We start from the raw sequence: 25,660 nt of genomic DNA on the forward strand, positions 1-25,660 counted from the left end.
CCGGCCAGCGGCCGGCACTACCGTTGCGTTAGCCGGCGCAGCGCGCGCAGAGGCCATGCACTTCCAGGGTCTGCGCCTGCGGCTGGAAACCCAGCTCCTTGGCGCGCTTCTCCAGCTGGGTGACGATCTCGCGGTCCTCCAGCTCCACTGCGCTGTGGCAGCTGTTGCAGATCAGGAACGGCACCGAATGCGCGGCACTGCTGGGGTGATGGCAGGCCACGAAGGCATTGACCGATTCCAGCTTGTGCACGAACCCGTTGGCCATCAGGAAGTCCAGCGCGCGGTACACGGTGGGCGGGGCATCCGCGCCCACGCCCTTGCCGTTGCGCACCCATTCCAGCAGCTCGTAGGCCTTGACCGGCTTGCCGGCCTCGGCGATCAGCTTCAGCACATTGGCGCGGATCGGGGTCAGGCGCAGCCCGCGTTCGCGCGAGACGCGCTCGACCACCGCCACGAAATCCGATGCGTCGTGGACGTGGTGGTGCGGGGCGGTACAGGCAATGGCGGTCTTGGCGGGCATGCGTGTTCTCCGGTTCGGGCCTGGCAAGGATGCCTCAGGCCGTTGCTACCTTGGTGATGGCCACATCAATGCGTTTCAAGGCCTGCTCGCGGCCGGCCAGGTACACGGTATGGGAAATGTCAGGGCTGACCTGGGTGCCGGTGATGGCCACGCGCAGCGGCTGGGCGACCTTGCCCATGCCGATCTCCAGCGCTGCGGCCGCGTCATGCAGGGCCACCCCCACCGACTCGGCGGTCCATTCCGGCAGCGCGGCCAGCAGCTCGCGGGCCTTGCCCAGCGCCACCTCGGCACCGGCCTTGAAGTGCTTGGCCACCGCTGCTTCGTCGTACTCGGTCAGCGGCTGGTACCAGACCACGGCCTTCTCGGCCATTTCCTTCAGGGTCTGCACGCGTTCACGCAGGGCGATCACCACATCCTCCGGAGCCGGGCCGGCGGCCACGTCCAGCCCCAGCTTCTGCAGCTGGTAGACCAGGTGCGGCACGATCGCGGCTACGTCCTCGGTCTTCAGGAAGTGCTGGTTGACCCAGCCCAGCTTGGCCATGTCCAGGCGCGAGGCCTTGGAATTGCAGTCCTTCACGTCGAACAGGTCGATCAGTTCCTGGCGGCTGAACAGCTCCTGGTCACCATGCGACCAGCCCAGGCGGGCCAGGTAGCTCAGCAGCGCGTCCGGCAGGTAGCCGGCGTCCTTGTACTGCATCACGTCAGCCGCACCGGTGCGCTTGGACAGCTTGGCGCCCTGCTCGTCCAGGATCATCGGCATGTGGCCGAACCTGGGCACCGGCGCGCCGATGCCTTCATACAGGTTGATCTGGCGCGGGGTGTTGTTGATGTGGTCGTCGCCGCGGATGACCTCGGTGATGCCCATGTCCCAGTCGTCCACCACCACCGCGAAGTTGTAGGTGGGGTAGCCGTCCGGGCGGAAGATGACCATGTCATCGAGCTCGCTGTTGGCGATCTCGATACGGCCCTTGATCAGGTCGTCGAACACCACCGTACCTTCCAGCGGGTTCTTGAAGCGGATGACGCGGTTCGGATCATCCCTGCGCGGCAGGCCCAGCTCGCGCGCAGCGCCGTTGTAGCGCGGCTTCTCCTGCCTGGCCATGGCGGCCTCGCGCATCGCGTCCAGCTCTTCGCGGGTCTCGTATGCGTAATACGCCTTGCCGTCGGCCACCAGCTGTTCGGCCACTTCCAGGTAACGGGCGACGCGGTCGGTCTGGTAGATCGGGCCTTCGTCATAGTCCAGACCCAGCCACTCCATCGCCTCCAGGATCGCGTCGATCGCGCCTTGGGTGCTGCGTTCACGGTCGGTGTCCTCGATGCGCAGCACGAACTCGCCGCCACGGTGGCGGGCCTCCAGCCAGCAGTACAGCGCAGTGCGGGCACCACCGATGTGCAGGTAGCCGGTGGGACTGGGGGCGAAGCGGGTGCGGCAGGTCATGGACGGCTCGAGGAACGGGAATCCCCCGATTTTACCAGCCCTCCGCCCCTGACGGAAAAAGCGGACGGAGGGGATTAGGTCGCGATTGCCCAGCCTGGGGCGCTGCAACCGGGAAACGGAGGGGAGAAACGACTTAATCCCCTCCGTCCCCTTTTACGGTTCCACCTTGCGCGGGAACGGCTGCTCGCGCATCGCGGCGTTGTAGGCGAACGAGGCGACGATGGCTGCGGCCTGCTTCAGGTCCTCCGGTTCGGCGTGGTCCCAGGTGTCCAGGTGGCTGTGGTGGACATTGGTGAAGTAGTCCAGCCGGTCCTGGATGAACTGGAAGCCCGGCAGGCCGATGCGGTCGAAGCTGATGTGGTCGGTGCTGCCGGTGTTGCGGGTGGCCACGGTGGTGGCACCCACGTCATGGAACGGCGCCAGCCAGGCTTCGAAGATCGGCATCGCCGCCAGGTTTTCCTGCGCATAGATGCCGCGGAAGCGGCCCGAGCCGTTGTCCATGTTGAAGTAGACCTGGAACTTGCCGTAATCACGGGTCTTCTGCAGCGCGCCGGTGGGCTCGCGCAGCGAGGCCGGCAGCGCCTTCTGCGCCGGGTCGGTGGGTTCCGGGAAACGACCGAAGTGCTTGGCCACATAGGCCTGCGAGCCGATCAGGCCCTGTTCCTCGCCGCTCCACAGCGCCACGCGGATGGTGCGCCTGGGCTTGGCGCCTGTCGCCTTGAGGATGCGCATCGCCTCCATCATCACCGCCACGCCAGCCGCGTTGTCGGCCGCACCGGTACCGCTGTGCCAGGAATCCAGGTGCGCGCCGATCATCACCACTTCATCGGGCTTGCTGCTGCCACGGATCTCGGCCAGCGTGTTGTAACCGGGCTGGTCGGCCTCATCGGTGAAGCGTGCTGCAACATCCACGCGCAGGCGCACCGTCTGCTTGGCCTCCAGCGCGCGCACCAGCGGATTGAAGTGCTCGCTGATCATCGCCAGCTCGGGGATGCCCACCGACTCGCCGGCCTTGCGCGAACCGCCACCGGCAACGCGGATGATGCCGTTGTCCCAGCTGCTGATGCTGATCGAGGCCAGCGCGCCCTCTTCCACGAAGAACGCATTGACCTTGGTCGCCAGCTGCTGGCGTTCCTGGTACTCCTTGACCCGCTTGGCACGCTCGGCGGTGGCGTCCTTGTCCTTGGGCAGGGTGAACTCCTGCAGGCCTTCCAGCGAGGTGGCGTCGTGGCGATGCGAATCCGCCTCGGTGCCGCGCTTGTACTCGCGCGCCTCGCCCAGCAGCAGGATCTTGCCGCGCAGCTTGCCGCGGTACTTCTCGATGTCTTCGGGCTTCTTGATCTCGACCTGGACCAGCTCGCCCTCAACCGGCCCCTTGGTGCCCGGCGTCCAGGCCTTGGGCAGTGCATGCAGCGGCTGCACGCGGTCGCCCAGCATCTCCACGCTCGCCGAAGTGAACTCCCAGCCGCGCCCGAAGTCGTCGAAGGCCTCGTCGTGGACGTTGTCCAGCTTCCATTCGCTGAACTTGCCGCGGGTCCAGGCGTTGGCGCGGCCCATCGCCGGCGAGTTGGTCAGGCGCGGGCCGATGCGCTCGGTGAGATAGCTGAAGGTGTCCATCACCTGCGAACGGTGGAAGGCCTCCTGGCGGATGCGGCTGACCATGTCCAGGTCCACCGTCTCGCGCTGCTGCGCTCCTGCGTTACCACCCATCGCCAGCGCTGCGGCCAGCATGCCCCACTTCAACACATCGCACCCCTGCCCTTCGGCTCGATCATCAACTCGTCGAGTCTAGCCAGCGGGGGCGCGGGGATACCGTCCCATCGGTCATGGGCGGGAGCGTGCGAACCAAGGTTCGCACCCACAACAGTAGATCCACGCCATGTGTGGATGAACAGCCCAATCACCCGCTCCATCCCAACCACAACTGTGCCCGTTCCGGCAGCAGCAGCAACCAGTGCCGCCGGTCGATGCTGCTGCAGCCGTACACCGCCGCGTGTGCCGGCCAGTCATCCGGAAGGCGACCGATACCGATCTCGGCCAGCGCCTCCGCCCCGGCCTTCCATGGCCGATAGCGCGGCACCCGGCCAGCCACCGCGCCGCGTCCCTGCCGCGCGCCCTGCAGCCAGCGCAGTCCCTGCCCCTGCAATCCTTCGCAGGTCACCGCCGCCAGCTGGAAGCGGACCAGGCCGGGGGCGATCCGCGCCCCCGGCAGGGCCGCCAGCACGCCATGTGCCTGCAGCAGTGCATCCACTTCCAGCAGGGCCGGAATGCCCTGCCGTGCCCGTTGCCGCAATCCCTGGCGCCAGCCCATGGCCTGCTCCTTACTTCAGTTCCGCGCCGAGCGCGTACCAGTCGACCCGGCGGGTCACCCACATCGCCAGCGCCAGGATCACGAACAGCAGCAGCGAACCCATCAGCAGCGCGTTGTTCTCCGACACCAGCAGGCCATACAGCGCGCCGTACAGCACGGTCAGCAGCGCAGCGAAGCCGAGACCGCGCTTCCAGTGGCCCAGCACATTGGCCAGGTACACCGCCTGCAGGCCGATACAGGCCACGGCCGATACCAGGTAGGCCTTCCAGAACGCGATGTGCTCGGACAGGCTGATCAGCAGCAGGAAGAAGATCGCCAGCGCCAGGCCCACCATCAGGTACTGCAACGGGTGGATGCGCAGCGACTTGATCAGCTCGAACAGGATGAAGCCGACGAAGGTGAGCAGCACGAACAGCACGCCGTATTTCGAGGCACGGTCGGCCTGGGTGTAGGTATCGACCGGATCGACCAGCGACACCGTCACCGCCTGCGATTCGACCGCACCATCATTGCGCAGCTGGCGCTGGGCATCGGAGGCCAGCGAGGACACCGCCCAGCGTGCATCGAAGCCCTGCGCATCGACGCGTCGCTCATTGGGCAGGAACGCACCGCTGAACGACGGATGCGGCCAGCTCGAACGTAGCGCGATGTGGGTGTCATCGCCCACCGGCACCACCGACAGCATGCGGCTGCCATCCAGGCGCAGCTCCAGTTCAACCGTGCTGGCAGCCAGCGTGCCGCCCTGATCCGCAGCGAAACCGGCCACCGGTGCGTGCAGGCCTCGCCCCACCTCGCTGGCCGCGCCAACGCCCGGCAGCAACCGCAGCTGCTTGCCATCCACGCGCAGGTTCGGCGTACCCACCAGGCCCCGCACATCGGATACACCAACCGCGACATACGGCTGGCCGTAACTGCGGCCGGCCTTCACCGGATAGTCGTCTGCGGCGAAGGTCGCCTTCATCTGGCCGTTCCAGCTGTACACCGGTACCTTGAACAGGCCGACTTCGCGCTGGCTCGGTAGCATCTCGCCGCCCACCTCCAGCGACGCCGGCATCTGCAGCCAGTGCCCCTCGGTGACCTGTATCTCGGTCTTCTTGACGCCCAGCGGGTCGACCAGTTCAACCTGCTTGCGTTCCACCCATGGCACCACCCGCACCGGGCCCACCAGCTGCTGTGCACCGGCGCGGCTGTCGGCCACCCGCGAGAACGCCTCGTCGCGGTACGCGCTGCGTTCGTTGATGACCCCGCGGATCATGGTCAGCGGCACCAGCAGCAGCAGGATCAGCCCGCCGACAATGGCGAACCTCAGCAGCATCTTCAGGGATTTCATGGTCCATCCTCGTTGGAGAGGGCTGCAGGATGGACCGCTGGGGTGAGCAGGGTTTGTGGCGAATTTGAAGCGAGTGTGAAGTCAGCGGCGCGGGCGCTGGCCCGGCGCACCCGATGGCAGCCACAGGCTGGCCACGGTGCCGCCGCCCTCGCGGACGTCGACACTGGCGCGTCCATCGTGCAGGCGCGCGACTTCCTGCACGAATGGCAGGCCCAGGCCGGAACTGCGCCGCCCGCTGCCGGGCCGCGCCAGCGAATAGAAGCGCTCGAACACCCGTTCGCGCGCATAGTCCGGGATGCCGGCACCGCGATCGGCCACCTGCAGGCGCACGCCCTGCCCGTCCACCTCGGCCTGCAGCGCGATCTCCGCGCCGGACGGCGAGAAGGCAATCGCGTTGTCGATCAGGTTGTGCAGCGCCTGCCGCAGCAGGTAGCCGTCGCCCTGCACCCGCAGGTCGGGCACGTTGCCGATGTGGACCCGCACACCGGCCGCCTGTGCACGCACCTGCGCGGCCGCGGCCGCATCGGCCAGCAATGCCGGCAATGCAATCGGGTCGCGGGTCTGCAGCCAGCCGTGCTGTTCCACTTCGGCCAGCGCCAGCAGCTTGTCGATGGTCTCGGTCAGCCGCTCCTGCTGATCGACAATGCTGCGCGCGAAATGCACGCGGTCCGCTTCGGGCAACGGCTCCTGCAGCAGTTCGGCGGCACCGCGGATCGCCGCCAGCGGGCTCTTCATCTCGTGCGTCAGCGACTGCACGTACTGCTCGACGTAGGCCTTGCCTTCGAGCTTGCGGCGCATCGTTTCCAGCGCCTGGCCGAGATCGCCGATCTCGTCGCGACGGCGCCGTGGTGGTGGCACCGGTTCGCCCGCGCTGACCGCGCGTGCATAGCGGCTGAGCTGGCCGAGACCAGTGGTCAGCCACATCGTCACCAGCACGCCGACCAGCGCCGACAATCCGATGAGCCAGGCACCGCGCTCGATGATGGCGCGCTGGCTGGCAGCGATGAACGGATCAATGCTGCGGTTGGGCTGTGCCAGGCTGAGCACGCCGATCAGGGTGCGGCCATCGGCCGGGTCGTATACCGGCGCCGCCACATGCATCACCGTATCGCCTTCCTCGCCCGGAATCTCGGGGCTGGAACGGGCACCGTACTCGCCACGCAGGGTGCGGTAGACATCATTCCAGCGCGAATTGTCGCGGCCAAGGTCACGGCCCAGCGAGTCGTAGATGACGATGCCCTTGGCATCGGTGATGGTCACCCGGTAATCCAGCGAGCGCTTCGGGAAACGCCAGACCATTGCCTTCAGGTCGCGCTGCCGTGCCTTGGCCAGGTTGCGGGTGAAGCTGCCGCTGCGGATGGTGCCGTCCTTGACGTCGGCGGCGGCCATCTCGGCCAGCACGTTGGCCGCATCGACCAGGGTCGATTCCATCGCCTGGCGCACACCCGGCTTCACTTCGTTGACGAACACGCGCATCACGAAGAAGGCCGCGATGCCGGTGATCAGGAAGAAGCCCAGGAACAGCTTCAGCACCAGGCGCATCGGCTAGACCTCCAGCGCGTAGCCAAGGCCACGGTGGGTGCGGATCGGGTCGTCGCTGGCACCGGCCGCGCGCAGCTTGGCACGCAGCGTCTTTACATGGGTATCGACGGTGCGGTCGGCACTGTCGGCGCTGCTGTCCCAGCCACGGTCCATCAGCTGGGCACGGCTGAGGATGGCACCGGGTCGCTGCAGCAGCGCCTCCAGCAGCGCGTACTCGTAGCGGGTCAGATCCAGTGCCTGGCCACGGAAGCGGATGCGCCGGCCTTCGCGGTCGATGGCGAACGCGCCATGTTCCTGCCAGCCTGCATCGGCGCTGGGCGCTGCGATGACCGGCGCCGCACGGCGCAGGCGTGCACGCACCCGCGCCACCAGCTCGCGCGGCGAGAACGGCTTGGTCATGTAGTCGTCGGCGCCCAGCTCCAGGCCGAGCACGCGGTCCACTTCATCGTTGCGGGCGGTCAGGAAGATCACCGGCAGCTGCGCCACCGGCCCGGGCTGCGCGCGCAGCCGTCGGCAGACCTCGAAGCCGCCCAGGTCGGGCAGGCCCACGTCCAGCACCACCACGTCGATATCCCCGGCCTGCAGCCGCTGCAGCGCCTCCCCGCCCAACAGGCAGTGGCTGGCGGCATAGCCCTCGCTGCGCAGCGCATAGAGCACGGTTTCGGCGATGGCGGCTTCGTCCTCGACTACCAGGACATGGGCAACGGGAGCTGTCATGGCGCGCAGCATAGCCGCTGCGGCCGCCGCCCCGTACACTGCCGGCCATGAACTATCGCCACGCCTTCCATGCCGGCAACCACGCCGATGTGCTCAAGCACATCGTGCAGCTGGCCCTGATCGACAGCTTCAAGCGCAAGGACAGCCCGTTCTTCGTGCTCGACACCCACGGCGGTGCCGGCCGCTACCTGCTGGCCAGCGAAGAGAGCCGCAAGACCCTGGAGGCCGAATCCGGGATCATGCGGCTGATGGCCCAGCCCAAGCTGCCGGAGGTGGTCGAGCGCTACCTGAAGGCGGTCCAGGCCGACAACCCGGTGGGAGCGCTGACCAACTACCCGGGCTCGCCGCTGCTGAGCGCACAGGCGATGCGTGCCCAGGACCGCATGGCGGTCTGCGAGCTGCAGGAAGCCGAAACGGCCACGCTGAAGGCCCTGTTTGCCCATGACAGCCGCGTCGATGTGCGCGCTGGCGATGGCTATGCCCTGCTGCGCTCGCTGCTGCCGCCGAAGTTCAACGGCAGCAAGATCGGTCGTGGCCTGGTGCTGATCGATCCGCCGTACGAGGCGCAGGACGCCGAATACCAGAACATCCTGGCTGCCCTGGCCGAGACCCTGGCACGCTGGCCGCAGGCCACCTGTGCGGTCTGGTTCCCGATCAAGCAGCGCCGCACCATCCTGCATTTCCTGCGCAAGGCCACTGCCCTGCCGGTCAAGTCGGCGATGACGATCGAGTTCCTGGTGCGCCCGGACGACTCGCCGCTGCGCCTCAACGGCAGCGGCATGCTGCTGCTCAACCCGCCGTGGCAGTTCGACCGGGTGGTCGGCCCGGCCCTGCCGGCGCTGCGCCAGCACCTGGGCGAACCGGGGGCCAGCACCCGCCTGGATTGGCTCAAAGCCCCCGAATAACGGCCTTCACGAGGCTGTACCGCCGTGAGCCTTTCGTTCACGGAATGCAGCCCCGGTGATGCCACAATCGATGGACCACCAAGGAATCACCCGGTATGGCCACTCGCAACCGCATGCCGCCCTGGCATGAGATCTTCAAGGCTCCCAGCGGCCACGAGCTGCTGATCCGCCCCATCCGCCCGGAAGATGGCGCACCGCTGCAAGCGGCGTTCAGCCTGTTCGGGCCGGAAGAAATCCGTGATCGTTTCCTGCAGGCGGTGACCGAGCTGTCACCGGAAACCACCCAGCGCCTGACCCACCCCAATCCCAAGACCGAGATCACCCTGGTCGCAGCCGAATCCCTGCCCGCTGGCGAAGCGGTGGTCGGCGCGGTCGCCCGGGCCTCGATCATTCCCGGTACCCGTGAAGCCGAGTACGCGATCCTGATCAGCCGCTTCCTCATTGGCCAGGGCCTGGGCCGGCAGCTGATGCGCAAGCTGGTGAAGTGGGGCCGCGGCAAGTACCTCGACCGCCTGTACGGCGACGTTGCCGCCGAGAACGAGCCGATGAAGCAGCTGGCCGCCTCGCTGGGCTTCAAGCCGGTGCCGCACCCGACCGGTGCCGAAGGCCTGGTGCGGATGGTGCTGGAGCTGGACAACTGACGGATGCGCCGGGCCCTGCCCGGCCATGCCTCCCGGTAGTGCCGGCCGCTGGCCGGCATTGTGTTCCCCCAACGGCTCGTGAGGCTGCCGGCAAACGGCCGGCACGACCCACCGGGCTTCGATCGGGCTTCTGCTAAAATCCGGGGTCCATGTCGCGTACCTCATACCCCGCCCCGCCGCTGCCGCGCACCGGCCAGCTCCGCGCCTGGTGGCGCGCCCCCGCCTCGCCGACCGCCCTGGCCTGGTACCTGGCCCAGGCCGCGCGTGCGCATGACGCCCCGCTGCTGGTGATCGCCCGTGACAACCACGGTGCCAACCAGCTCGAAGCCGACCTGCAGACCCTGCTTGGCGGTGACCCGGCCCTGCCGGTGGTCGCCTTCCCGGACTGGGAAACCCTGCCCTACGACCGCTTCAGCCCGCATCCGGACATCATCTCGCAGCGCTTGTCCGCCCTGCACCGCCTGCCGGCGCTGAAGCGCGGCCTGGTGATCGTGCCGGTGCAGACCCTGCTGCAGCAGCTGGCCCCGCGCAGCTACGTGATCGGTGGCAGCTTCGACCTGAAGGTCGGCCAGCGCTTGGACCTGGACGCCGAGAGGCGGCGCCTGGAAAGCGCCGGCTACCGCAACGTGCCGCAGGTGATGGACCCGGGTGACTTCGCCGTGCGCGGTGGCCTGCTCGACGTGTTCCCGATGGGGGCCGACGAGCCCCTGCGGATCGAGCTGCTGGACGAGGACATCGACTCGATCCGCGCCTTCGACCCGGAAACCCAGCGCTCGCTGGACAAGGTCGACGCCGTGCACATGCTGCCCGGCCGCGAAGTGCCGATGGACGAGGCCAGCATCGCCCGCGTGCTGGCCACGCTGCGCGAGCGCTTCGACGTGGACACCCGGCGCAGTTCGCTGTACCAGGATCTGAAGTCCGGGCTGGCCCCGGCCGGCGTCGAGTACTACCTGCCGCTGTTCTTCGAACGCACCGCGACCCTGTTCGACTACCTGCCCGACGGCAGCCTGCCGGTGGTCTGTGCCGGTGCGTATGAAGCGTCCGTCGCGTTCTGGGCGCAGACCGCGGACCGCTATGAGCAGCGCCGCCATGATGTGGAGCGCCCGCTGCTGCCGCCTTCGGCGTTGTACCTGTCGCCGGAGCTGCTGCGCGAGCGCCTGAACGATGCCCCGCGCATCGAGGTGTGGTCGGCTGACCACGCGCGCATCGCCGATGCCCATGCGCTGGGTGACCAGCCGCTGCCGCCGCTGCCGGTGGCCGCGCGCGAGGCCCCCGCTGGCGACGCGCTGAAATCCTTCCTCGGCCACTATCCGGGCCGGGTACTGATCGCCGCCGATTCGCCCGGACGTCGCGAGGCCCTGCTGGAAGTGCTGCAGGCCGCCGAGCTGAAGCCGCCGGTGGTGGCCGACCTGCCCAGCTTCCTCGCCGACGATGCGCGCTTCGCGATCGCGGTGGCACCGCTGGAAGATGGCTTCGCACTGGACGATCCGCGCATCGCGGTGCTGACCGAGCGCCAGCTGTTCCCCGAGCGCGCCGGCAGCACCCGCCGCACGCGCCGTGCCGGCCGCGAGCCGGAAGCGATCATCCGCGACCTCGGCGAACTGACCGAGGGTGCACCGATCGTGCACGAGGACCATGGTGTCGGCCGCTACCGTGGCCTGATCGCGATGGACGTCGGCGGCATGCCCGGCGAGTTCCTTGAAATCGAATACGCCAAGGGCGACCGCCTGTATGTGCCGGTCGCCCAGCTGCACCTCATCAGCCGCTACTCCGGCGCTTCAGCGGAAACCGCGCCGCTGCATTCGCTCGGTGGCGAGCAGTGGAGCAAGGCCAAGCGCAAGGCCGCCGAAAAGGTGCGCGACGTCGCTGCCGAACTGCTGGAGATCCAGGCCCGTCGCCAGGCGCGTGCCGGCCTGGCACTGCAGGTGGACCGTGCGATGTACGAGCCGTTCGCAGCCGGATTCCCGTTCGAGGAAACCCCCGATCAGCTGGCCGCCATCGACGCCACCCTGCGCGACCTCGCCAGCAGCCAGCCGATGGACCGTGTGGTCTGCGGCGACGTCGGCTTCGGCAAGACCGAGGTGGCGGTGCGTGCGGCATTCGCCGCCGCCAGTGCCGGCAAGCAGGTGGCCGTGCTGGTGCCGACTACGCTGCTGGCCGAACAGCATTACCGCAACTTCCGCGACCGCTTCGCCGATTACCCGCTGAAGGTCGAGGTGCTGTCGCGCTTCAAGAGCACCAAGGAGATCAAGGCCGAGCTGGAAAAGGTCGCTGCCGGCACCATCGACGTCATCGTCGGCACCCATCGCCTGCTGCAGCCCGACGTGAAGTTCAAGGACCTGGGCATGGTCATCGTCGACGAAGAGCAGCGTTTCGGCGTGCGTCAGAAGGAAGCCCTGAAGGCGCTGCGCGCCAACGTGCACCTGCTGACCCTGACCGCCACGCCGATCCCGCGCACCTTGAACATGGCCATGGCCGGCCTGCGCGACCTGTCGATCATCGCCACGCCGCCGCCGAACCGGCTGGCGGTGCAGACCTTCATCACCCAGTGGGACAACGCGCTGCTGCGCGAAGCCTTCCAGCGCGAGCTGGCACGTGGCGGCCAGCTGTACTTCCTGCACAACGACGTGGAAAGCATCGGCCGCATGCAGCGCGAGCTGTCCGAGCTGGTGCCGGAAGCGCGCATCGGCATCGCCCACGGGCAGATGCCCGAGCGCGAGCTGGAAAAGGTGATGCTGGACTTCCAGAAGCAGCGCTTCAACGTGCTGCTGTCGACCACGATCATCGAATCGGGCATCGACATCCCCAACGCCAACACCATCATCATCAACCGCGCCGACCGCTTCGGCCTGGCCCAGCTGCACCAGCTGCGTGGCCGCGTGGGCCGTTCGCACCACCGTGCCTACGCCTACCTGATCACCCCCGACCGCCGCGCGATCACCCCCGACGCTGAGAAGCGCCTGGAAGCGATCGCCTCGATGGACGAGTTGGGCGCCGGCTTCACCCTGGCCACGCACGATCTGGAGATCCGCGGTGCCGGCGAACTGCTCGGCGAGGACCAGAGCGGGCAGATGGCCGAGGTCGGCTTCAGCCTGTACACCGAGCTGCTGGAGCGCGCGGTACGCAGCATCAAGCAGGGCAAGCTGCCCGACCTGGATGCCGGCGAGGAAGTGCGTGGTGCCGAGGTCGAGCTGCATGTGCCGGCACTGATCCCGGAAGACTACCTGCCGGACGTGCATACCCGCCTGACCCTGTACAAGCGTATTTCCAGCGCGCGCGACAGCGATGCGCTGCGCGAACTGCAGGTGGAGATGATCGATCGCTTCGGCCTGCTGCCGGATGCGGCCAAGCACCTGTTCGCCATCGCCGAGCTGAAGCTGAAGGCCAATACGCTGGGCATCCGCAAGCTGGACCTGGGCGAAAACGGTGGCCGCATCGTGTTCGAGTCCAAGCCGAACATCGATCCGATGGCGGTGATCCAGCTGATCCAGAAACAGCCAAACCTCTATGCCATGGAAGGGCCCGACAAGCTTCGCATCAAGCATCCGCTGCCGTTGCCGGAGGACCGCTTCAACGCGGCCCGCGCCCTTCTGACCACCCTCGCCCCGGGTTGATCGCCCCCGAATACCCCGCACCGGTCCCCACCCGGTGCGGGCGGATGACCATGTTTCCTGACGCCGTACCCGCCCCCGACCTGCTGCATGCACAGGCCTGCCTGATCGATGCCCTCTCGATGTCGCTGCAGATGCGCGACGCTTACACCCGCCACCATTGCGACCGCGTTGGCCTGCTCGCGCAGCGCCTGGCCACGCACTGCGATCTGGATGACGATGCCAGTGCGCAGATCGGCCTGGCAGCGCGCTTCCATGACATCGGCAAGATCGGCATTCCCGATGAGGTGCTGCTGGCCCCGCGCCGGCATACCGACGAGGAGCGCGCGATCATGCGCGAGCATCCGGTGCGCGGTGAGCATATCTTCCTGGCCACCGGCCGCAGCGATGCGGCACCGGTTGCGCGGCTGATCCGCGCCCATCACGAGGCGTTCGATGGCAGTGGCTATCCCGATGGGCTGCGCGGCGAGAGCATTCCGTTGGGCTCACGCATCGTCACCGTTGCGGATGCCTATGACGCGATGACCAGCGTGCGTCCCTACCGTGCCGCGATGGAGCACGAGACGGCTCTGCGCATCATCGACGAGCAATCCGGTGGCCTGATCGATCCTTACGTTCTGCAACGCTTCCATCGCCTGCTGGCGCAGGAACCTGAGCTGGCCTGAGATCTTCCCGCACGTGAAACGACCCGCCGGTAGAGTCGACTGTTAGTCGACTATCGCGCGCAGCGCGGGATTTTCGCCATCTGTACGAAGAGCAGTCGACTAACAGTCGACTCTACCAGTCGGCGCTGTGCTGCCGGCCTGGAAGACAAAAGGCCCGGCGTTCGCCGGGCCTTTCGCATCACGCATCACGGGTGATCGGTTACCAGATCACCACGCGCTTGTCGTCGGCACGCACCATCGCGTCGCCGGCCTTGCACTGGAACGCCGCAGCGAAGGACGGCATGTTCGACGGTGCACCGTTGGCTCGGAAGTTGGCCGGCGCATGCGGGTCGGTGTTCAGGCGTACGCGCAGCTCACCGTCGGTGAAGTTGCGGCGCCACACGGTGGCCCAGTTCATGAAGAAGCGCTGGTCCTGGCTGTGGCCATCCACTTCCACATTCGCCTTCGGGTCTTCCTTCAGCGCCATCTGCAGTGCGTCGTAGGCCACGGTCAGGCCACCCAGATCGCCGATGTTCTCGCCCAGGGTCAGCTTGCCCTTCACGAACACGCCCGGCACCGACTCGTAGCCATCGAACTGTGCAACCAGCTGGTCGGTACGCTCGGTGAAGGCCTTGCGGTCGGCGTCGGTCCACCAGTTGTCGAAATTGCCGTTGGCGGCGAACTGGCTGCCCGAGTCGTCGTAGCCGTGCATCATTTCGTGGCCGATGACCGCACCGATTCCGCCGTAGTTCAGCGCCGGATCGGCCTTGGCGTCGAAGAACGGCGCCTGCAGGATCGCCGCCGGGAACACGATCTCGTTCTTGGTGGCGTTGTAGTAGGCGTTGACCGTCTGCGGGGTCATGCCCCACTCGGTCTTGTCCACCGGCTTGCCGATCTTGTCCAGCATGTAGCGGTAGTTGAACGCACGCGCCGCCTGCATGTTGCCGAGGTAGCTGTCGCCGTTGGTCTGCAGGCCCGCCCAGTCACGCCACTTGTCCGGGTAGCCGATCTTCGGGGTGAAGCTGGCCCACTTTTCCAGTGCCTTCTTCTTCGTTTCCTCGCCCATCCACGGCAGCTGCTCCAGACGCGCCTTCAATGCCTGCGACAGGTTCTCCACCAGGTGCTGCATGGCCACCTTCGACTCGGCCGGGAACACGGCGTCGACGTACAGCTGGCCCAGCGCTTCACCCATGCCACCGTTGACGGACTCCAGCACGCGCTTCCAGCGCGGCTGCATTTCCTTCTGGCCGCGCAGGGTGGTGCCGTAGAAATCGAAGTTGGCCTTCTCGAACTGGCTGCTCAGGTACGGCGAGGCGTCGTCGATGGTGTGGAAGCGCAGGTAGGCCTGCCAGGTGCTGGCCGGCACATCGGCCAGCATCTTGTCCATTTCACCGAAGAAGCCCGGCTGGGCCAGCGAGAACTTCTGCGCGGCCGGCACTTTCAGGGTGTCGAACAGCGCGGTCCAGCTGAAGTTCGGGGTCAGCTTGTCGGCGTCTGCGGCGCTGAGCGGGTTGTAGCGCTTGGCCGGGTCACGCATTTCGATGCGCGACATCGAGGCCTTGGCCAGGCGGGTTTCAAAGGCCATCACTGCCTTGGCCTGCTCGGCCGCCTGCGCGGCTTCCACGCCGGACAGGGTCAGCACCTGCGCGATGTACGCCACGTAGGCATCGCGGATCTTGGCCTGCGCATCGTCGAAGTAGTAGCCCTTCTCAGGCAGGCCCAGGCCGCCCTGGCCGACGTAGGCGATGACGTTGGCCGAATCCTTGTAATCAGCATTGGCAAACAGCGAGAACAGCACGCCCTTGCCCTCGGCCTGGCTGTCGCGCAGGTACTGGGTGATGGCGGCGGTATCGTTCAGCGCGGTGATCTTGTCCAGCTGCGGCTGCAGCGGCGCGAGGCCGGCGGCTTCGATCTTGGCTTCGTCATTGCCGGTCTTCCAGATGTCACCGATCTTGGCTTCCACCGAGCCGGCCTTGGCCTGGCTGGCGGCGGCCTGCTGCACCAGCGCGTGCTGCACTTCCAGCGAGCGCTCGCGCAGGATCTCGAAGCTGCCCCAGGTGGTCTGGTCACCCGGCACCGGGTTGGCCTTCAGCCACTTGCTGTTGACGAAGCCATTGAGGTCGGTACAGGCCGAGATGGCCGGATCGAGGTCGGCGCTGTTGAGTGAGATCAGCGGCGTCTTGATCTGCGACAGGTCGAAGGCCTGCTTGGCGTCGGCACCGGCCGCCGGTGCGGTTTCGTTCTTGCCACAGGCCGCCAGCGAGGCAGCGATGGCGATGGTCAGGCCCAGCGGGACCAGGTTGCGGACGTTCATGAGGCTCTCCTGCGGGTAATTTCACAGGGTAGCCGGGGAGGCCCTCCACAGGGACCGGCCAAAGGTCACAGGGGGAACGCCCGTGGTCGCAAGCGGGTGTGTGCGGACCGTTGGTCCGCACACACCCAGCAGAAGAATACCCACCAACGGTGGGTATCTACTTATTTCGCCTTGCCCTGGTTGGCCACGGCCTCAGCAGCCTTGCGTGCCGCTTCCGGGTCGCCCAGGTAGCGGAACGACTGCACGGTCAGGTCATCGTTCAGTTCGAACAGCAGCGGGATGCCGGTCGGGATGTTCAGCTCGAGGATTTCCTCGCGCGAGACGTTGTTGAGGTACTTGTACAACGCACGCAGCGAGTTGCCGTGGGCGGTGACCAGCACGGTCTTGCCGTCCTTCAGCTGCGGCGCGATCGCGTCGTGCCAGTACGGCAGCACGCGGTCCAGGGTGGTGGCCAGCGATTCGGTGCCCGGCAGCGCGTTGCGGTCCAGACCGGCGTAACGGCGGTCATGGATCGGGTGGCCCGGATCTTCCAGTTCCATCGGCGGTGGCGGGATGTCGTACGAACGACGCCAGACCTTGACCTGCTCTTCGCCGTGCTTGGCCGCGGTCTCGGCCTTGTCCAGCCCCTGCAGGCCGCCATAGTGCCGCTCGTTGAGGCGCCAGGACTTGTTCACCGGCAGCCAGTCCTGCTGAAGCTCGGCCAGCGCACCCTGCAGGGTGTGGATGGCACGCTTGAGCACCGAGGTGTGGGCGACGTCGAACTGCAGGCCTTCCTCGCGCATCAGGCGACCGGCGGCGGCCGCTTCCCGGCGTCCCTGCTCGGTCAGGTCGACATCGACCCAGCCGGTGAAGCGGTTGTCCAGGTTCCACTGGCTCTGGCCATGGCGCAACAGTACGAGTTTACGGGTCACTGCAGGGTCTCCAACGCGAGGAAAGGCAGGCCGCCATTGTAGCCCCGGCCGCCACTCACCGGGCCGTGGCGCCACCCATGCGATGCTGTGGCCAATGAATACGGTGATCGACCCCGGACGCTGGGAAGGCAGCGTCGCCGCGGCCCGCGCGCAGCAGCTCCAGCTGGCCGGCCGCGTGGAGCGCCAGGACCGCCTGCCCAACGACGTGCGCTGGCTGGCCGGGCTGGATGTGGGCTTTGAGGACAACGGTGCCACCACCCGCGCCGCAGCGGTCCTACTGGATGCGAAGACATTGCAGCCCGTGGCGCAGGAAATAGCGCGCATTCCCACGGTGATGCCGTACGTTCCCGGCCTGCTCAGCTTCCGCGAGCTGCCAGCGTTGTTGGCCGCGCTGGCACTGCTGCCGCGGGCGCCGGATCTGGTGTTCGTCGATGGCCACGGCATCAGCCATCCGCGCCGGCTGGGCGTGGCCGCGCACTTGGGCGTGGTCACCGACCTGCCGAGCATCGGTGTGGCCAAGTCGAAACTGGTCGGCCGCTTCGTCGAACCGGGCGCCGAAGCAGGCGCGCATACGCCATTGATGGACGGTGACGAGCAGCTCGGCTGGGTGCTGCGCAGCAAGGTGCGCAGCAAGCCGCTGTTCGTGGCCGGCGGCCATCGGGTCAGTGCCGATACCGCGCTGGACTGGGTGCAGCGCACCCTGCGCGGTTACCGGCTGCCGGAGCCGACCCGGCTGGCGGATCGGCTGGCTTCACGTCGGGACGAATAGCTGCGCCGGGCATCTCCCGGCACGCGCGTCATCTTCGATCAGCGATGCACGTGACCGCGATGGCCCTGCGCGTCCTCGCCGTGGTCATGACCTTCATGGCCCTCGTGCTCGCCGCCCTTCACCGGCGCCGGTTCACCACAGGCCTCACCGCAGTGGTCCGCTTCAAGCTGCAGCGTCACGTGCTCGATGCCGAAGTCATCGTGCAGGCGCCCGCTCAGCTCACGGCGCAGCGCATCGGCTTCGGTGCCGTCGCGCATCACGACATGCGCGGTCAGCGCCGGCGTGCTGGAGGCCAGCGCCCACACGTGCAGGTCATGCACGTCCATTACCGCGGCGTGGCTGGACAGGCTGTCGCGCACCTTGGCCACGTCCATGCCCTTGGGCACGCCTTCCAGCAGCACGTTGATCGCCTCGCGCATCAGCACCCAGGTGCGCGGCAACACCCACAGGCCGATCAGCACCGCCAGGATCGGATCGATCGGCTTCCAGCCGGTGAACTGGATCAGCACCGCACCCGCAATCACCGCCACCGAGCCGAGCATGTCCGCCCACACTTCCAGGTAGGCGCCCTTCACGTTGAGACTCTCGCCGCTGCCGGCCTGCAGCAGGCGCATCGAGATCAGGTTGATGACCAGCCCGGCCGAGGCGATCACCAGCATGCCGGTGGAGGCGATCTCCTGCGGCTTGCTGAAGCGCCCGACGGCTTCCCACAGGATGTAGCCGGCAACCACGAACAGCATCGCGCCGTTGATCATTGCGCCCAGCGCTTCCAGGCGCGCATAGCCGTAGGTGCGACGCGCATCCGGCGGGCGCCGGCTCAGCCGCACCGCGACCAGCGCGATCATCAGGGCCAGCGCGTCGGTGGCCATGTGTGCCGCGTCGGACAACAGCGCCAGGCTGTTGGTCCAGAACGCGCCCACCACTTCGACGACGAGGAAGGTGGAGGTCAGGCCGAGCGCCCACCACAAGGGTTTCTCGTGGCGGATCTCGGATGGCAGGTGATCGTGGTCGTGGCCCATGGCAACAGCTCCTTTGCGATGGAGGCAGGCTACGCCGGCGGCCGTGGGGAAACTATCACGGTGTTTATAACATTGCAGACTGCACGTCGCGGCTCGCCGCAGCTTGCGCCCGTGCCGGGCCACACTATGATGACCGCATCCCCTCTGGATGGGGAACGGGCAGCCGGATCGCTTCGGCGTTGCGGCCCGCAATGGACACCCAAGCACAAGGAATCCGGAACATGTGGACTACCAAGACCCCCTGGGTCGCCGTCGCCGTGGCCTGCGCGCTGGGCACGGCCGCAAGCGCCTCGGCCAAGACCTGCCAGCAGAACTTCCAGGCGGTAGGCGATCCCCGCAATGGCCAGTTCTTCACCTCCGAAGTCACCCTCCCCGGCCTGAAGCCCCGCAGCGCCCTGGGCCAGCTGCGCAAGGCAGCGCTTGATGAGGGCAACAACTTCGTCAGCGGAGATGTCATCACCGAGACCGAAGGCCAGATGTACGTGCTGCAGACCGACACCAAGATGCCGCTGGTCAGCATCATCACCGCCTCCAATGGCGGCAACGTGGTGGTCGGTACCAAGCTGTCACGCGGGCAGACCGCCAAGGAAGAGGACGCACGCAGCGCGCTGTGTGGCTGGCTGGACAAGCTCAAGACCGGCCCCGAAGGCGAGGCGATCGCGGAAGCCGTGCGTGTCTCCAGCGGTTTCGACAAGCCGATCCAGGCCACTGCGGTCGGCATGTCCACCGAAATGGGCAAGGACGCCAAGCGGCTGCAGCGGGAAATCAACACCGCACCGCTCAGGGCGCTGTTCTCCGGCACCAGCACCCCGCCGGATACCGATGCGATGTACCAGCCGTTGCTCGTCAAGTATTTCGGCCGTCGTTTCATCATCGATGGCCAGGTGTACACCGCCCAGCCCAACCGCTTTGCCAAGACCTTCGAGGTGGGCTATCTGGTCACCAAGATGAAGGGCATCGGTGGCATCGGCGGACGCCAGTCGAACGACGACAACAATGCCAACTTCACCGTGCACTGTGCGCTTGCGCCGGATCAGATGGCGCTGGGCGCCACCCTGCGCGAGAACGACTGGGTGAAACTGGAAGGCGTGGTCGACAAGATGGACACCGGTGGCGTCCACCTGCGCGATTGCCGGCAGGTGAAGTAGCCTTCAGGCTGCGCCGGGGAACGCCCCGGCGCAGGCCTCATCGGGTCAGAACCCGAAGCGCAGGCTGGCCCAGTACGCGCGGCCCGGCTCGTTGTAGGTCGCCGCGCCGGCATCGCTGCTGTTGGCCTCGCGGAACAGGCGCTTGTCGGCCAGGTTGTTCACGCCGAAGCCGAAGCTGACCGTCTCGGTCACCTTGTAGCGCGCGCTCACGCCCCAGATGTTGTACGCACCGCGATCCTGCAGTGCGATCGATGGGTCGCAGGTGCCGGTGCAGCGCGGATCATTGTTGATGTTGGTGGTGGCCGGCTTCTGCTTGCCGTAGAACGTGCCGGTCAGCAGCAGCGACAGCTTGTCGGTGGCCTGCCAGTCCAGCATCGTGTTGACGGTGTACTTCGGAATCACCGACAGCGGCTGGCCGGTGCGCTTGTTCTCGTTCTCCACCATGTAGGTGAAGTTGTTGCTCCACTTCAGGCGGTTGCCCTGCTCGCCCAGCAGCGGGATCACCAGGTTGCCTTCCAGCCCCTGCACGATCGCCTTCGGCGCGTTCTCCCAGCGGAAGATGCGGCCCCTGGTGTCGGCAGTCAGGCCGATCTGGGTGTAGCCGGCCTGGATCTTGTCCTTGTAGTCGTTATGGAAGTACGTCAACGAGGCCTGCCAGCCGCTCTGCGGTGCCCACTCGATGCCGAGTTCCTTGTTCAGGCTGGTTTCCGCCTTCAGGTCCGCATTGCCGCGCATGTAGCAGCCGGCGCCAAGGCTCGGCAGTGCATTCGGGCAGCCATTGCCACGGGTGTAATACAGATAGTCCGGATTCGACTGGTACAGGTTCGGCGCCTTGAACGCCCGGGCGATGCCGCCCTTCACCACCCAGTCGCCGTTGATGCGGAACTGCGCGTTGAGGCTGGGGCTGGTGTTGTTGCCGAACTGGCTGTGGTGGTCGAAGCGCAGGCCCGGGGTAACGATCCAGCGCTCACCCAGGTAGATGTTGTCTTCGACGAACACGGCGGTGGTCTGCGCATCGGCCTTGCCCCGCGCACGATCGGCCGACAGCCCCGGGATGCCGCCGCCGCTGCTGCTGGACTGGCTCATCGAGTACGGGTCGGTCAGGCGGCTGTCCAGGTATTCAAAGCCAAGCGTCCAGATGTTCTCGGCACCACCCAGCGTGGTCGGGAAGCTCACTTCGCCGTCCAGCTGGTAGTTGCGCAGTCGCGAGGTCGACCAGTCGGTGCCGTTGAAGCTGCCTTCCGGGCCACCGGCCAGGCCTTCGTTGATGCGTGAGTTGTTCACCGCCTCCACCGCAGCTGTCACCCGCGAGGTCACGTCGCCCCAGCGGCCACGATGGGTGATCGCGCCGGTGTTGCGGTACATGCGGTTGGTCTCCGCTTCGCCCTCGGCCAGTGCCGCCAGGTCAACGCCGGTCGAGGTACCGGTGGTGCTGACCGCGCGATCACCAGCGTAGATGTTGCCCTGGCGGCTGGTGCCGGCTTCGAACTCCACCACCTGGTTGGCGGTCACGTCCCAGCGCAGCAGCGCGTTGACATCGCGGTTCTTGACACCCTCGCGGCCGGCCGGCGGCACCGCGTTGGGGTTGGTAGCGTACTGGCGGTTGAGCTCCAGCGAGTCCGCGTCGGTCTTGTTGAGATTGCCGTACAGGCGGAACGACAGGGTGTCGGTCATCGGCCCACTCAGCTGCAGGCCGACGCGTTCGCTGCCACCTTCGGCGCTGTGTTCGGGCACCAGCCCATACAGGTCCACCGCACCGGTCAGGTCGCCGGTCGGGCGCTTGGTGATGATGTTGACCACGCCGCCGGAGGCACCGGAGCCATAGCGTGCCGCCGCCGGGCCGCGCAGCACTTCGATGCGCTCGATCATTTCCGCCGGCACCCAGTTGGTGTCACCGCGGGTATTGCGCTCGCCGCTGCGCCCCATGCGCACGGCATCGCGTGCGCCGATGCGCTTGCCATCGACCAGGATCAGGGTGTTTTCCGGGCCCATGCCACGCAGGTCGATCTGGCGGTTGTTGCCGTACTGGCCCGAGGCGCTGTTGCCGGTCAGGTTGACGCCCGGCATGGTCCGCAACAGCTCGGCGATGTCGTTGGCTGGCGGGCGCCGGGCGATATCCTCGGCGGTGATGGTCGAGGTACCCAGTGCCTGGCGCGCGATCTGCGAGGCGGTAACGTGCACCGTGTCGATATCGGTGGCGTCGGTTTCGGCCTGGGCGGTCAGGGCGCTGCCGGCCAGCAGAGCGGCAACGGCAAGCGCCAGCGGGCGCGGCGAATGGACAACGGCAGGAGACATGATCAGGACCTTCTGGCAGGGCTGCGGGGCCTCTGGCAAAGGGCTTGAGGCAACGACGAGGGGGGAGGCGGAGCCGTCCTGCAGGCACCTGCAGTCCGCTCCGTGCGCGCATTCTCCCATCAATGCGAGTGATTCTCAAATGCGTTCACTCATTGCCGCAGCGGCGTCGATGTGCTTTGCGCACCGTGCAAGCCTGCACCGCGCGTAAACTGGCCGGCTACCCCGCCATCAACCGTATGCCGCCGCGGCCGATACCCGTGGTTTGCCGTACGCAGTCAGAGATCGACGTGGAACCACCCCAACTGGACGATGCCAGCCAGCCGCTGGCCGAGGCCTGGCAGCAATGCCTGCTACAGGCCGGCCCTGCCGCCACCGCGCTGCTCAAGGCCGCTGCCTCCGATGCCCCACCCGCGCTGGCCCAGCGCTTTTACGAAGTGCTGCTGCAGGACGGGCGCGCACGCCGCTTCCTGTCCCACGACCAGGTCAAGCAGCGCCTGCAGCCGGCCATGCAGCGCTGGCTGGTACAGCTGCTGACCACCGACGCCGCTGGCATCGCCACCACGGTCGCCTCGCAGCGGGTGATCGGCGACGTACACGCACGGGTCGGCATCCCGGTCGACCTGGTCACCCGCGGTGCGCGCGTGCTCAAGCACGAGCTGTTCGTGCGCCTGCGCGACGACGCGCCCGACAGCGCGACCGCGTTCGCCGCCATCGCCTGCCTCAGCGCGATCATGGACATCGCCATGGAAGGCATGACCCTGGCCTACACCCATGCGCGCGAGCGCTCCACCCGTGCCGACGCCGCCTACCGGCTGTTCTCGCTGGTACAGAACGTCGGTACCGAACGCGAGCGCCAGCGCGCATTGCTGCTGGACTGGGAGAACGCCCTGCTCTATGCCCTCGCCGGCCACGTGCAGGCCAGCGACAACGCCAGCCTGGCCACCTCGGACTTCGGCCTGTGGTTCACCCACAAGGGCATCCCCAGCTTCGGCGAAAGCAGCGAAACGCAGCAGGTGGGCCAGTTGATGGCCCGCATTGACGGCCACCTGCAGCGCGCCAGTGGCGATGCTCCGGCGCAGCGACTGGCGGTGCTGCCGGCCATCCGCGAGGACCTGGCCGCCATCCGCACCCTGATGACGCTGCTGTTCGAGCGCATCGGCGAACTGGATGCCGGCAGCGACGCGCTGACCAACCTGCTCAACCGTCGCTTCCTGCCCACCGTGCTGCGCCGGGAAATCGAGCTGGCCACGCGCAACCGCACACCGTTCTCGCTGCTGCTGCTCGACCTGGATCATTTCAAGGCAATCAACGACGGCCATGGCCACGATGCCGGCGACCGTGCGTTGCAGCACGTGGCCGGCCTGCTCGGCCAGCTCACGCGTGGCAGCGACTACCTGTTCCGCTATGGCGGCGAAGAATTCGTGGTGGTGCTGGTGGCGGCCAGCGAATCACAGGCGACCGTGATCGCCGAGAGCCTGCGCCGGCAGATCGCGCAGTCGCCGGTGGCATTGGCCAACGGCCAGGTGCTGGAGCTGACCGCCAGCATCGGCGTGGCCGGCCATGACGGCCACCCGGACTACGAACGGCTGATGGCACGTGCCGACGCGGCGATGTACGAGGCCAAGCGCAGCGGCCGCAACCGCGTGGTGGTCGCCAGAGCGGACCTGCAGGAAGCCCCGGGGCGGCGTGCACTGCAGCGATGACGGCAGGACAGGTAGAGTCGACCGCTGGTCGACTATCGCGCGCAGCGCGGGATTTTTCGCCGTCGGAACGAAGAGCAGTCGACTAACAGTCGACTCTACCGGTTCGCGCGCCAGCCGATGCATTGAACGCCCCCACCCGCCACGCTGCCCACCACAGCAGCGCCAGCAACGCGATGCCAGCCCCCAGCAGGCACACAGCGGGCCAGCCATGCCGCACCTGCATCCAGGGCCCCGCCGCCGCTCCCGCACCGCTGCCCACCGCATAGAACAGCATGTACAACGCCACCAGGCGCCCATGCTGTTCTGCCGGTGCACGCAGCAACGATGCCTGGTTCGAGACATGCAGTGCCTGGCCGCCCAGGTCGAGCACGACCACACCCAGCAACAGCAAGGACAGCGAATGCGGCAGGCCCAGCAGCGGCCACCACGCGACCAGCATCAACAACAGCGCGCCGAGGCTGACCCGATGCGCGAAACCACGGTCCATCCAGTGTCCGACCCGCGCCGCCATCAGCGCACCGACCACGCCGGCCAGGCCGAGCGCGCCGATGGTTGCGGTCGACCAGTGCAGCGGCGGTGCCGACAGCGGCAAGGGTGCCGCCGCCCAGAACACATTGAGGCCGGCAAACAGCAGCAATGCCAGCGGCCCGCGCTCGCGCAGCGTTCGATCGCGGCGCAGCATGCCCAGCATCGAGCCCAGCAGCTCGCGCCAGCGTGGAGGGACCGACGGCACCGGTACTGCGGGCAGGCGCCGCCACAGCAGCGCCGCCAACGCTGCCATCACCACCGCTGACAGCAGGTAGACCCTCTGCCAGCCAAAGGCCGCCGCCACCGTACCGGACACCACGCGCGCCAGCAGCAGGCCGATGAACACGCCGCCCTGCACCACACCGACCACGCGACCGCGCTGCTCGGGCCGTGCCAGCATGGCGGTATAGGCAATCAGGCCCTGGGTCAGCGCGGTGCCCAGCAGGCCTGCCAGCAGCATGCCCGACAACAGCCAGCTCGCCGTGCGTGACGCCGCCAGCCACAACAGGGCCAGCACCAGCGCGATCAACTGCAGCCGCAGCAGGCGTCGCCGGTCGCCGCGGTCCGCCAGCGGCAGCAGGCCAAGCAACGCCAGCACGCTGCCGGCCTGGGTTGCAGCCAGCACTGCGCCGGCCACGGCCCGGTCCATCGCAAAGGCGCGTGCAAGCTGATCCAGCAGCGGCTGCGCGTAGTAGACGTTGGCGACGCTGGCGCCGGCGGCAGCCGCAAGCAGGACCAGCAGCGGGCGGGGAAGCGATGTGGCACTCATCATATGGTTGCAATTTGAAACCAGATGCAGGCTATCGCCATTGGTTTTAAACTGCAACCACATTCGGAGATACCCAGCATGCACGCCGACAGCCCCTGCCCTGTAGCCCGCAGTGCCGACCTGCTCGGTGACCGCTGGGCATTGCTGGTGATCCGCGACGCCTTCGACGGCATCACCCGCTTCGGTGATTTCCAGCGCAGCCTCGGCGCGGCGCGCAACATCCTCAGCGACCGCCTGCGCCGGCTGGTCGAGGCCGGCATCCTGCAGCTGCAGCCAGCCTCCGATGGATCGGCCTACCAAGAGTACGTGCTCACCGCCGCAGGCCTGGAACTGTTCCCGCTGCTGGTCGCACTGCGCCAGTGGGGGGAGCGCCATCGCTTCGGTGCAGGCGAAGCCCATTCGCAGCTGATCGAATTGGCGACGCGGCGGCCGCTGCCCTACATGCAGCCGCGCGGGCGCGATGGCCAGCCGCTTCAGCCCACTGCCACCCGTGTGCGCAAGCTCAAGGACGACGGGCGCGACACCTGATCCGCCCATTCGCGCAC

Annotated in this window: 20 protein-coding genes; 8 read left to right on the forward strand and 12 right to left on the reverse strand. The window is 67.4% G+C overall.

Translation table 11 applies throughout. From position 1 onward, the window contains the following. Window positions 1-28 precede the first annotated feature (28 nt). The 7 genes from H4O10_RS03245 to creB form a co-directional block, all read right to left on the reverse strand. Window positions 29-520 carry a Fur family transcriptional regulator gene (locus H4O10_RS03245; RefSeq protein ID WP_049403563.1) on the reverse strand — a complete coding sequence of 164 codons (492 nt, stop codon included), beginning with the start codon at window positions 518-520 and terminating at the stop codon, window positions 29-31. Between the two features lie 34 nt (window positions 521-554). After that, a complete protein-coding gene (gene gltX / locus H4O10_RS03250) occupies window positions 555-1,958 on the reverse strand; it encodes a glutamate--tRNA ligase (protein WP_049403562.1) in 1,404 nt (467 codons plus the stop codon). Window positions 1,959-2,111: 153 nt separating this feature from the next. Further along, a complete protein-coding gene (locus H4O10_RS03255; protein ID WP_033835533.1) occupies window positions 2,112-3,689 on the reverse strand; it encodes a M20/M25/M40 family metallo-hydrolase in 1,578 nt (525 codons plus the stop codon). A gap of 169 nt (window positions 3,690-3,858) precedes the next feature. After that, complete coding sequence (locus H4O10_RS03260; protein WP_049452253.1) at window positions 3,859-4,269, reverse strand: hypothetical protein; 411 nt, start codon at window positions 4,267-4,269, stop codon at window positions 3,859-3,861. Between the two features lie 10 nt (window positions 4,270-4,279). Then, a complete protein-coding gene (gene creD / locus H4O10_RS03265; RefSeq protein WP_049397509.1) occupies window positions 4,280-5,599 on the reverse strand; it encodes a cell envelope integrity protein CreD in 1,320 nt (439 codons plus the stop codon). 81 nt (window positions 5,600-5,680) lie between these two features. Continuing rightward, entirely contained in the window at window positions 5,681-7,141 is a 1,461-nt protein-coding gene (gene creC / locus H4O10_RS03270) for a two-component system sensor histidine kinase CreC (RefSeq protein ID WP_049433040.1), read from the reverse strand. Window positions 7,142-7,144: 3 nt separating this feature from the next. Beyond that, window positions 7,145-7,870 carry a two-component system response regulator CreB gene (creB, locus tag H4O10_RS03275; RefSeq protein WP_080047689.1) on the reverse strand — a complete coding sequence of 242 codons (726 nt, stop codon included), beginning with the start codon at window positions 7,868-7,870 and terminating at the stop codon, window positions 7,145-7,147. 35 nt (window positions 7,871-7,905) lie between these two features. On the opposite strand from creB, the gene rlmJ reads away from it, so the two are divergent. The 4 genes from rlmJ to H4O10_RS03295 all read left to right on the forward strand — a co-directional run bounded on the left by rlmJ (window position 7,906) and on the right by H4O10_RS03295 (window position 13,680). Beyond that, window positions 7,906-8,763, forward strand: coding sequence for a 23S rRNA (adenine(2030)-N(6))-methyltransferase RlmJ (gene rlmJ, locus H4O10_RS03280; RefSeq protein WP_005408683.1), 858 nt, complete (start codon window positions 7,906-7,908; stop codon window positions 8,761-8,763). Between the two features lie 95 nt (window positions 8,764-8,858). After that, a complete protein-coding gene (locus H4O10_RS03285; RefSeq protein WP_004150340.1) occupies window positions 8,859-9,404 on the forward strand; it encodes a GNAT family N-acetyltransferase in 546 nt (181 codons plus the stop codon). A 149-nt stretch (window positions 9,405-9,553) separates the two neighbouring features. Further along, window positions 9,554-13,018, forward strand: coding sequence for a transcription-repair coupling factor (gene mfd, locus H4O10_RS03290; RefSeq protein ID WP_049453700.1), 3,465 nt, complete (start codon window positions 9,554-9,556; stop codon window positions 13,016-13,018). A 44-nt stretch (window positions 13,019-13,062) separates the two neighbouring features. Continuing rightward, window positions 13,063-13,680: an HD domain-containing phosphohydrolase gene (locus tag H4O10_RS03295; RefSeq protein WP_033835529.1), complete on the forward strand. Its 618-nt coding sequence runs from the start codon at window positions 13,063-13,065 to the stop codon at window positions 13,678-13,680. Between the two features lie 199 nt (window positions 13,681-13,879). On the opposite strand, the gene H4O10_RS03300 is transcribed toward H4O10_RS03295, so the two are convergent. Further along, complete coding sequence (locus H4O10_RS03300; protein ID WP_033834514.1) at window positions 13,880-15,973, reverse strand: M13 family metallopeptidase; 2,094 nt, start codon at window positions 15,971-15,973, stop codon at window positions 13,880-13,882. Between the two features lie 161 nt (window positions 15,974-16,134). Continuing rightward, the gene (gene gpmA / locus H4O10_RS03305; protein ID WP_033834513.1) at window positions 16,135-16,884 is read right to left on the reverse strand and encodes a 2,3-diphosphoglycerate-dependent phosphoglycerate mutase; all 750 of its coding nucleotides are present in this window, start codon (window positions 16,882-16,884) and stop codon (window positions 16,135-16,137) included. Window positions 16,885-16,978: 94 nt separating this feature from the next. Here gpmA and nfi point away from each other — a divergent pair, with 94 nt between their 5' ends. Beyond that, window positions 16,979-17,653 carry a deoxyribonuclease V gene (gene nfi / locus H4O10_RS03310; RefSeq protein ID WP_033834512.1) on the forward strand — a complete coding sequence of 225 codons (675 nt, stop codon included), beginning with the start codon at window positions 16,979-16,981 and terminating at the stop codon, window positions 17,651-17,653. Window positions 17,654-17,691: 38 nt separating this feature from the next. On the opposite strand, the gene H4O10_RS03315 is transcribed toward nfi, so the two are convergent. Next, window positions 17,692-18,672, reverse strand: coding sequence for a cation diffusion facilitator family transporter (locus tag H4O10_RS03315; RefSeq protein ID WP_049404787.1), 981 nt, complete (start codon window positions 18,670-18,672; stop codon window positions 17,692-17,694). A 221-nt stretch (window positions 18,673-18,893) separates the two neighbouring features. Here H4O10_RS03315 and H4O10_RS03320 point away from each other — a divergent pair, with 221 nt between their 5' ends. Beyond that, entirely contained in the window at window positions 18,894-19,820 is a 927-nt protein-coding gene (locus H4O10_RS03320; protein ID WP_005408676.1) for a hypothetical protein, read from the forward strand. Between the two features lie 45 nt (window positions 19,821-19,865). Here the strand turns inward: H4O10_RS03320 and H4O10_RS03325 are convergent, their stop codons facing one another. Beyond that, window positions 19,866-22,115 (reverse strand): TonB-dependent siderophore receptor, encoded by a 2,250-nt coding sequence (locus H4O10_RS03325; RefSeq protein WP_049452113.1) that lies wholly within the window; start codon window positions 22,113-22,115, stop codon window positions 19,866-19,868. A 287-nt stretch (window positions 22,116-22,402) separates the two neighbouring features. Between H4O10_RS03325 and H4O10_RS03330 the strand changes: the two genes are divergently transcribed. Continuing rightward, window positions 22,403-23,818 carry a GGDEF domain-containing protein gene (locus tag H4O10_RS03330; RefSeq protein ID WP_049452114.1) on the forward strand — a complete coding sequence of 472 codons (1,416 nt, stop codon included), beginning with the start codon at window positions 22,403-22,405 and terminating at the stop codon, window positions 23,816-23,818. 82 nt (window positions 23,819-23,900) lie between these two features. Here H4O10_RS03330 and H4O10_RS03335 read toward each other — a convergent pair whose 3' ends face one another. After that, on the reverse strand, window positions 23,901-25,115 hold the full coding sequence (locus H4O10_RS03335; RefSeq protein WP_049452107.1) for an MFS transporter: 1,215 nt from the start codon (window positions 25,113-25,115) through the stop codon (window positions 23,901-23,903). 78 nt (window positions 25,116-25,193) lie between these two features. Here H4O10_RS03335 and H4O10_RS03340 point away from each other — a divergent pair, with 78 nt between their 5' ends. After that, window positions 25,194-25,643 (forward strand): helix-turn-helix domain-containing protein, encoded by a 450-nt coding sequence (locus H4O10_RS03340; RefSeq protein ID WP_005408672.1) that lies wholly within the window; start codon window positions 25,194-25,196, stop codon window positions 25,641-25,643. Window positions 25,644-25,660: the final 17 nt, after the last annotated feature.

The organism is Stenotrophomonas sp. I18B00994 (genome assembly GCF_014145825.1).
Taxonomy (GTDB): Bacteria; Pseudomonadota; Gammaproteobacteria; order Xanthomonadales; family Xanthomonadaceae; genus Stenotrophomonas; species Stenotrophomonas maltophilia.

What these genes read in the sequence shown, in the direction of transcription:
- creD (WP_049397509.1), bottom strand. Translation starts at nt 5,599, where the DNA reads ATGAAATCCCTGAAGATGCTGCTGAGGTTCGCCATTGTCGGCGGGCTG.
- H4O10_RS03255 (WP_033835533.1), bottom strand. Translation starts at nt 3,689, where the DNA reads ATGCTGGCCGCAGCGCTGGCGATGGGTGGTAACGCAGGAGCGCAGCAG.
- nfi (WP_033834512.1), top strand. Translation starts at nt 16,979, where the DNA reads ATGAATACGGTGATCGACCCCGGACGCTGGGAAGGCAGCGTCGCCGCG.
- creC (WP_049433040.1), bottom strand. Translation starts at nt 7,141, where the DNA reads ATGCGCCTGGTGCTGAAGCTGTTCCTGGGCTTCTTCCTGATCACCGGC.
- H4O10_RS03285 (WP_004150340.1), top strand. Translation starts at nt 8,859, where the DNA reads ATGGCCACTCGCAACCGCATGCCGCCCTGGCATGAGATCTTCAAGGCT.
- H4O10_RS03260 (WP_049452253.1), bottom strand. Translation starts at nt 4,269, where the DNA reads ATGGGCTGGCGCCAGGGATTGCGGCAACGGGCACGGCAGGGCATTCCG.
- H4O10_RS03320 (WP_005408676.1), top strand. Translation starts at nt 18,894, where the DNA reads ATGTGGACTACCAAGACCCCCTGGGTCGCCGTCGCCGTGGCCTGCGCG.
- H4O10_RS03315 (WP_049404787.1), bottom strand. Translation starts at nt 18,672, where the DNA reads ATGGGCCACGACCACGATCACCTGCCATCCGAGATCCGCCACGAGAAA.
- H4O10_RS03245 (WP_049403563.1), bottom strand. Translation starts at nt 520, where the DNA reads ATGCCCGCCAAGACCGCCATTGCCTGTACCGCCCCGCACCACCACGTC.
- H4O10_RS03295 (WP_033835529.1), top strand. Translation starts at nt 13,063, where the DNA reads ATGACCATGTTTCCTGACGCCGTACCCGCCCCCGACCTGCTGCATGCA.
- H4O10_RS03340 (WP_005408672.1), top strand. Translation starts at nt 25,194, where the DNA reads ATGCACGCCGACAGCCCCTGCCCTGTAGCCCGCAGTGCCGACCTGCTC.
- mfd (WP_049453700.1), top strand. Translation starts at nt 9,554, where the DNA reads ATGTCGCGTACCTCATACCCCGCCCCGCCGCTGCCGCGCACCGGCCAG.
- H4O10_RS03300 (WP_033834514.1), bottom strand. Translation starts at nt 15,973, where the DNA reads ATGAACGTCCGCAACCTGGTCCCGCTGGGCCTGACCATCGCCATCGCT.
- creB (WP_080047689.1), bottom strand. Translation starts at nt 7,870, where the DNA reads ATGCTGCGCGCCATGACAGCTCCCGTTGCCCATGTCCTGGTAGTCGAG.
- H4O10_RS03325 (WP_049452113.1), bottom strand. Translation starts at nt 22,115, where the DNA reads ATGTCTCCTGCCGTTGTCCATTCGCCGCGCCCGCTGGCGCTTGCCGTT.
- gltX (WP_049403562.1), bottom strand. Translation starts at nt 1,958, where the DNA reads ATGACCTGCCGCACCCGCTTCGCCCCCAGTCCCACCGGCTACCTGCAC.
- H4O10_RS03335 (WP_049452107.1), bottom strand. Translation starts at nt 25,115, where the DNA reads ATGAGTGCCACATCGCTTCCCCGCCCGCTGCTGGTCCTGCTTGCGGCT.
- rlmJ (WP_005408683.1), top strand. Translation starts at nt 7,906, where the DNA reads ATGAACTATCGCCACGCCTTCCATGCCGGCAACCACGCCGATGTGCTC.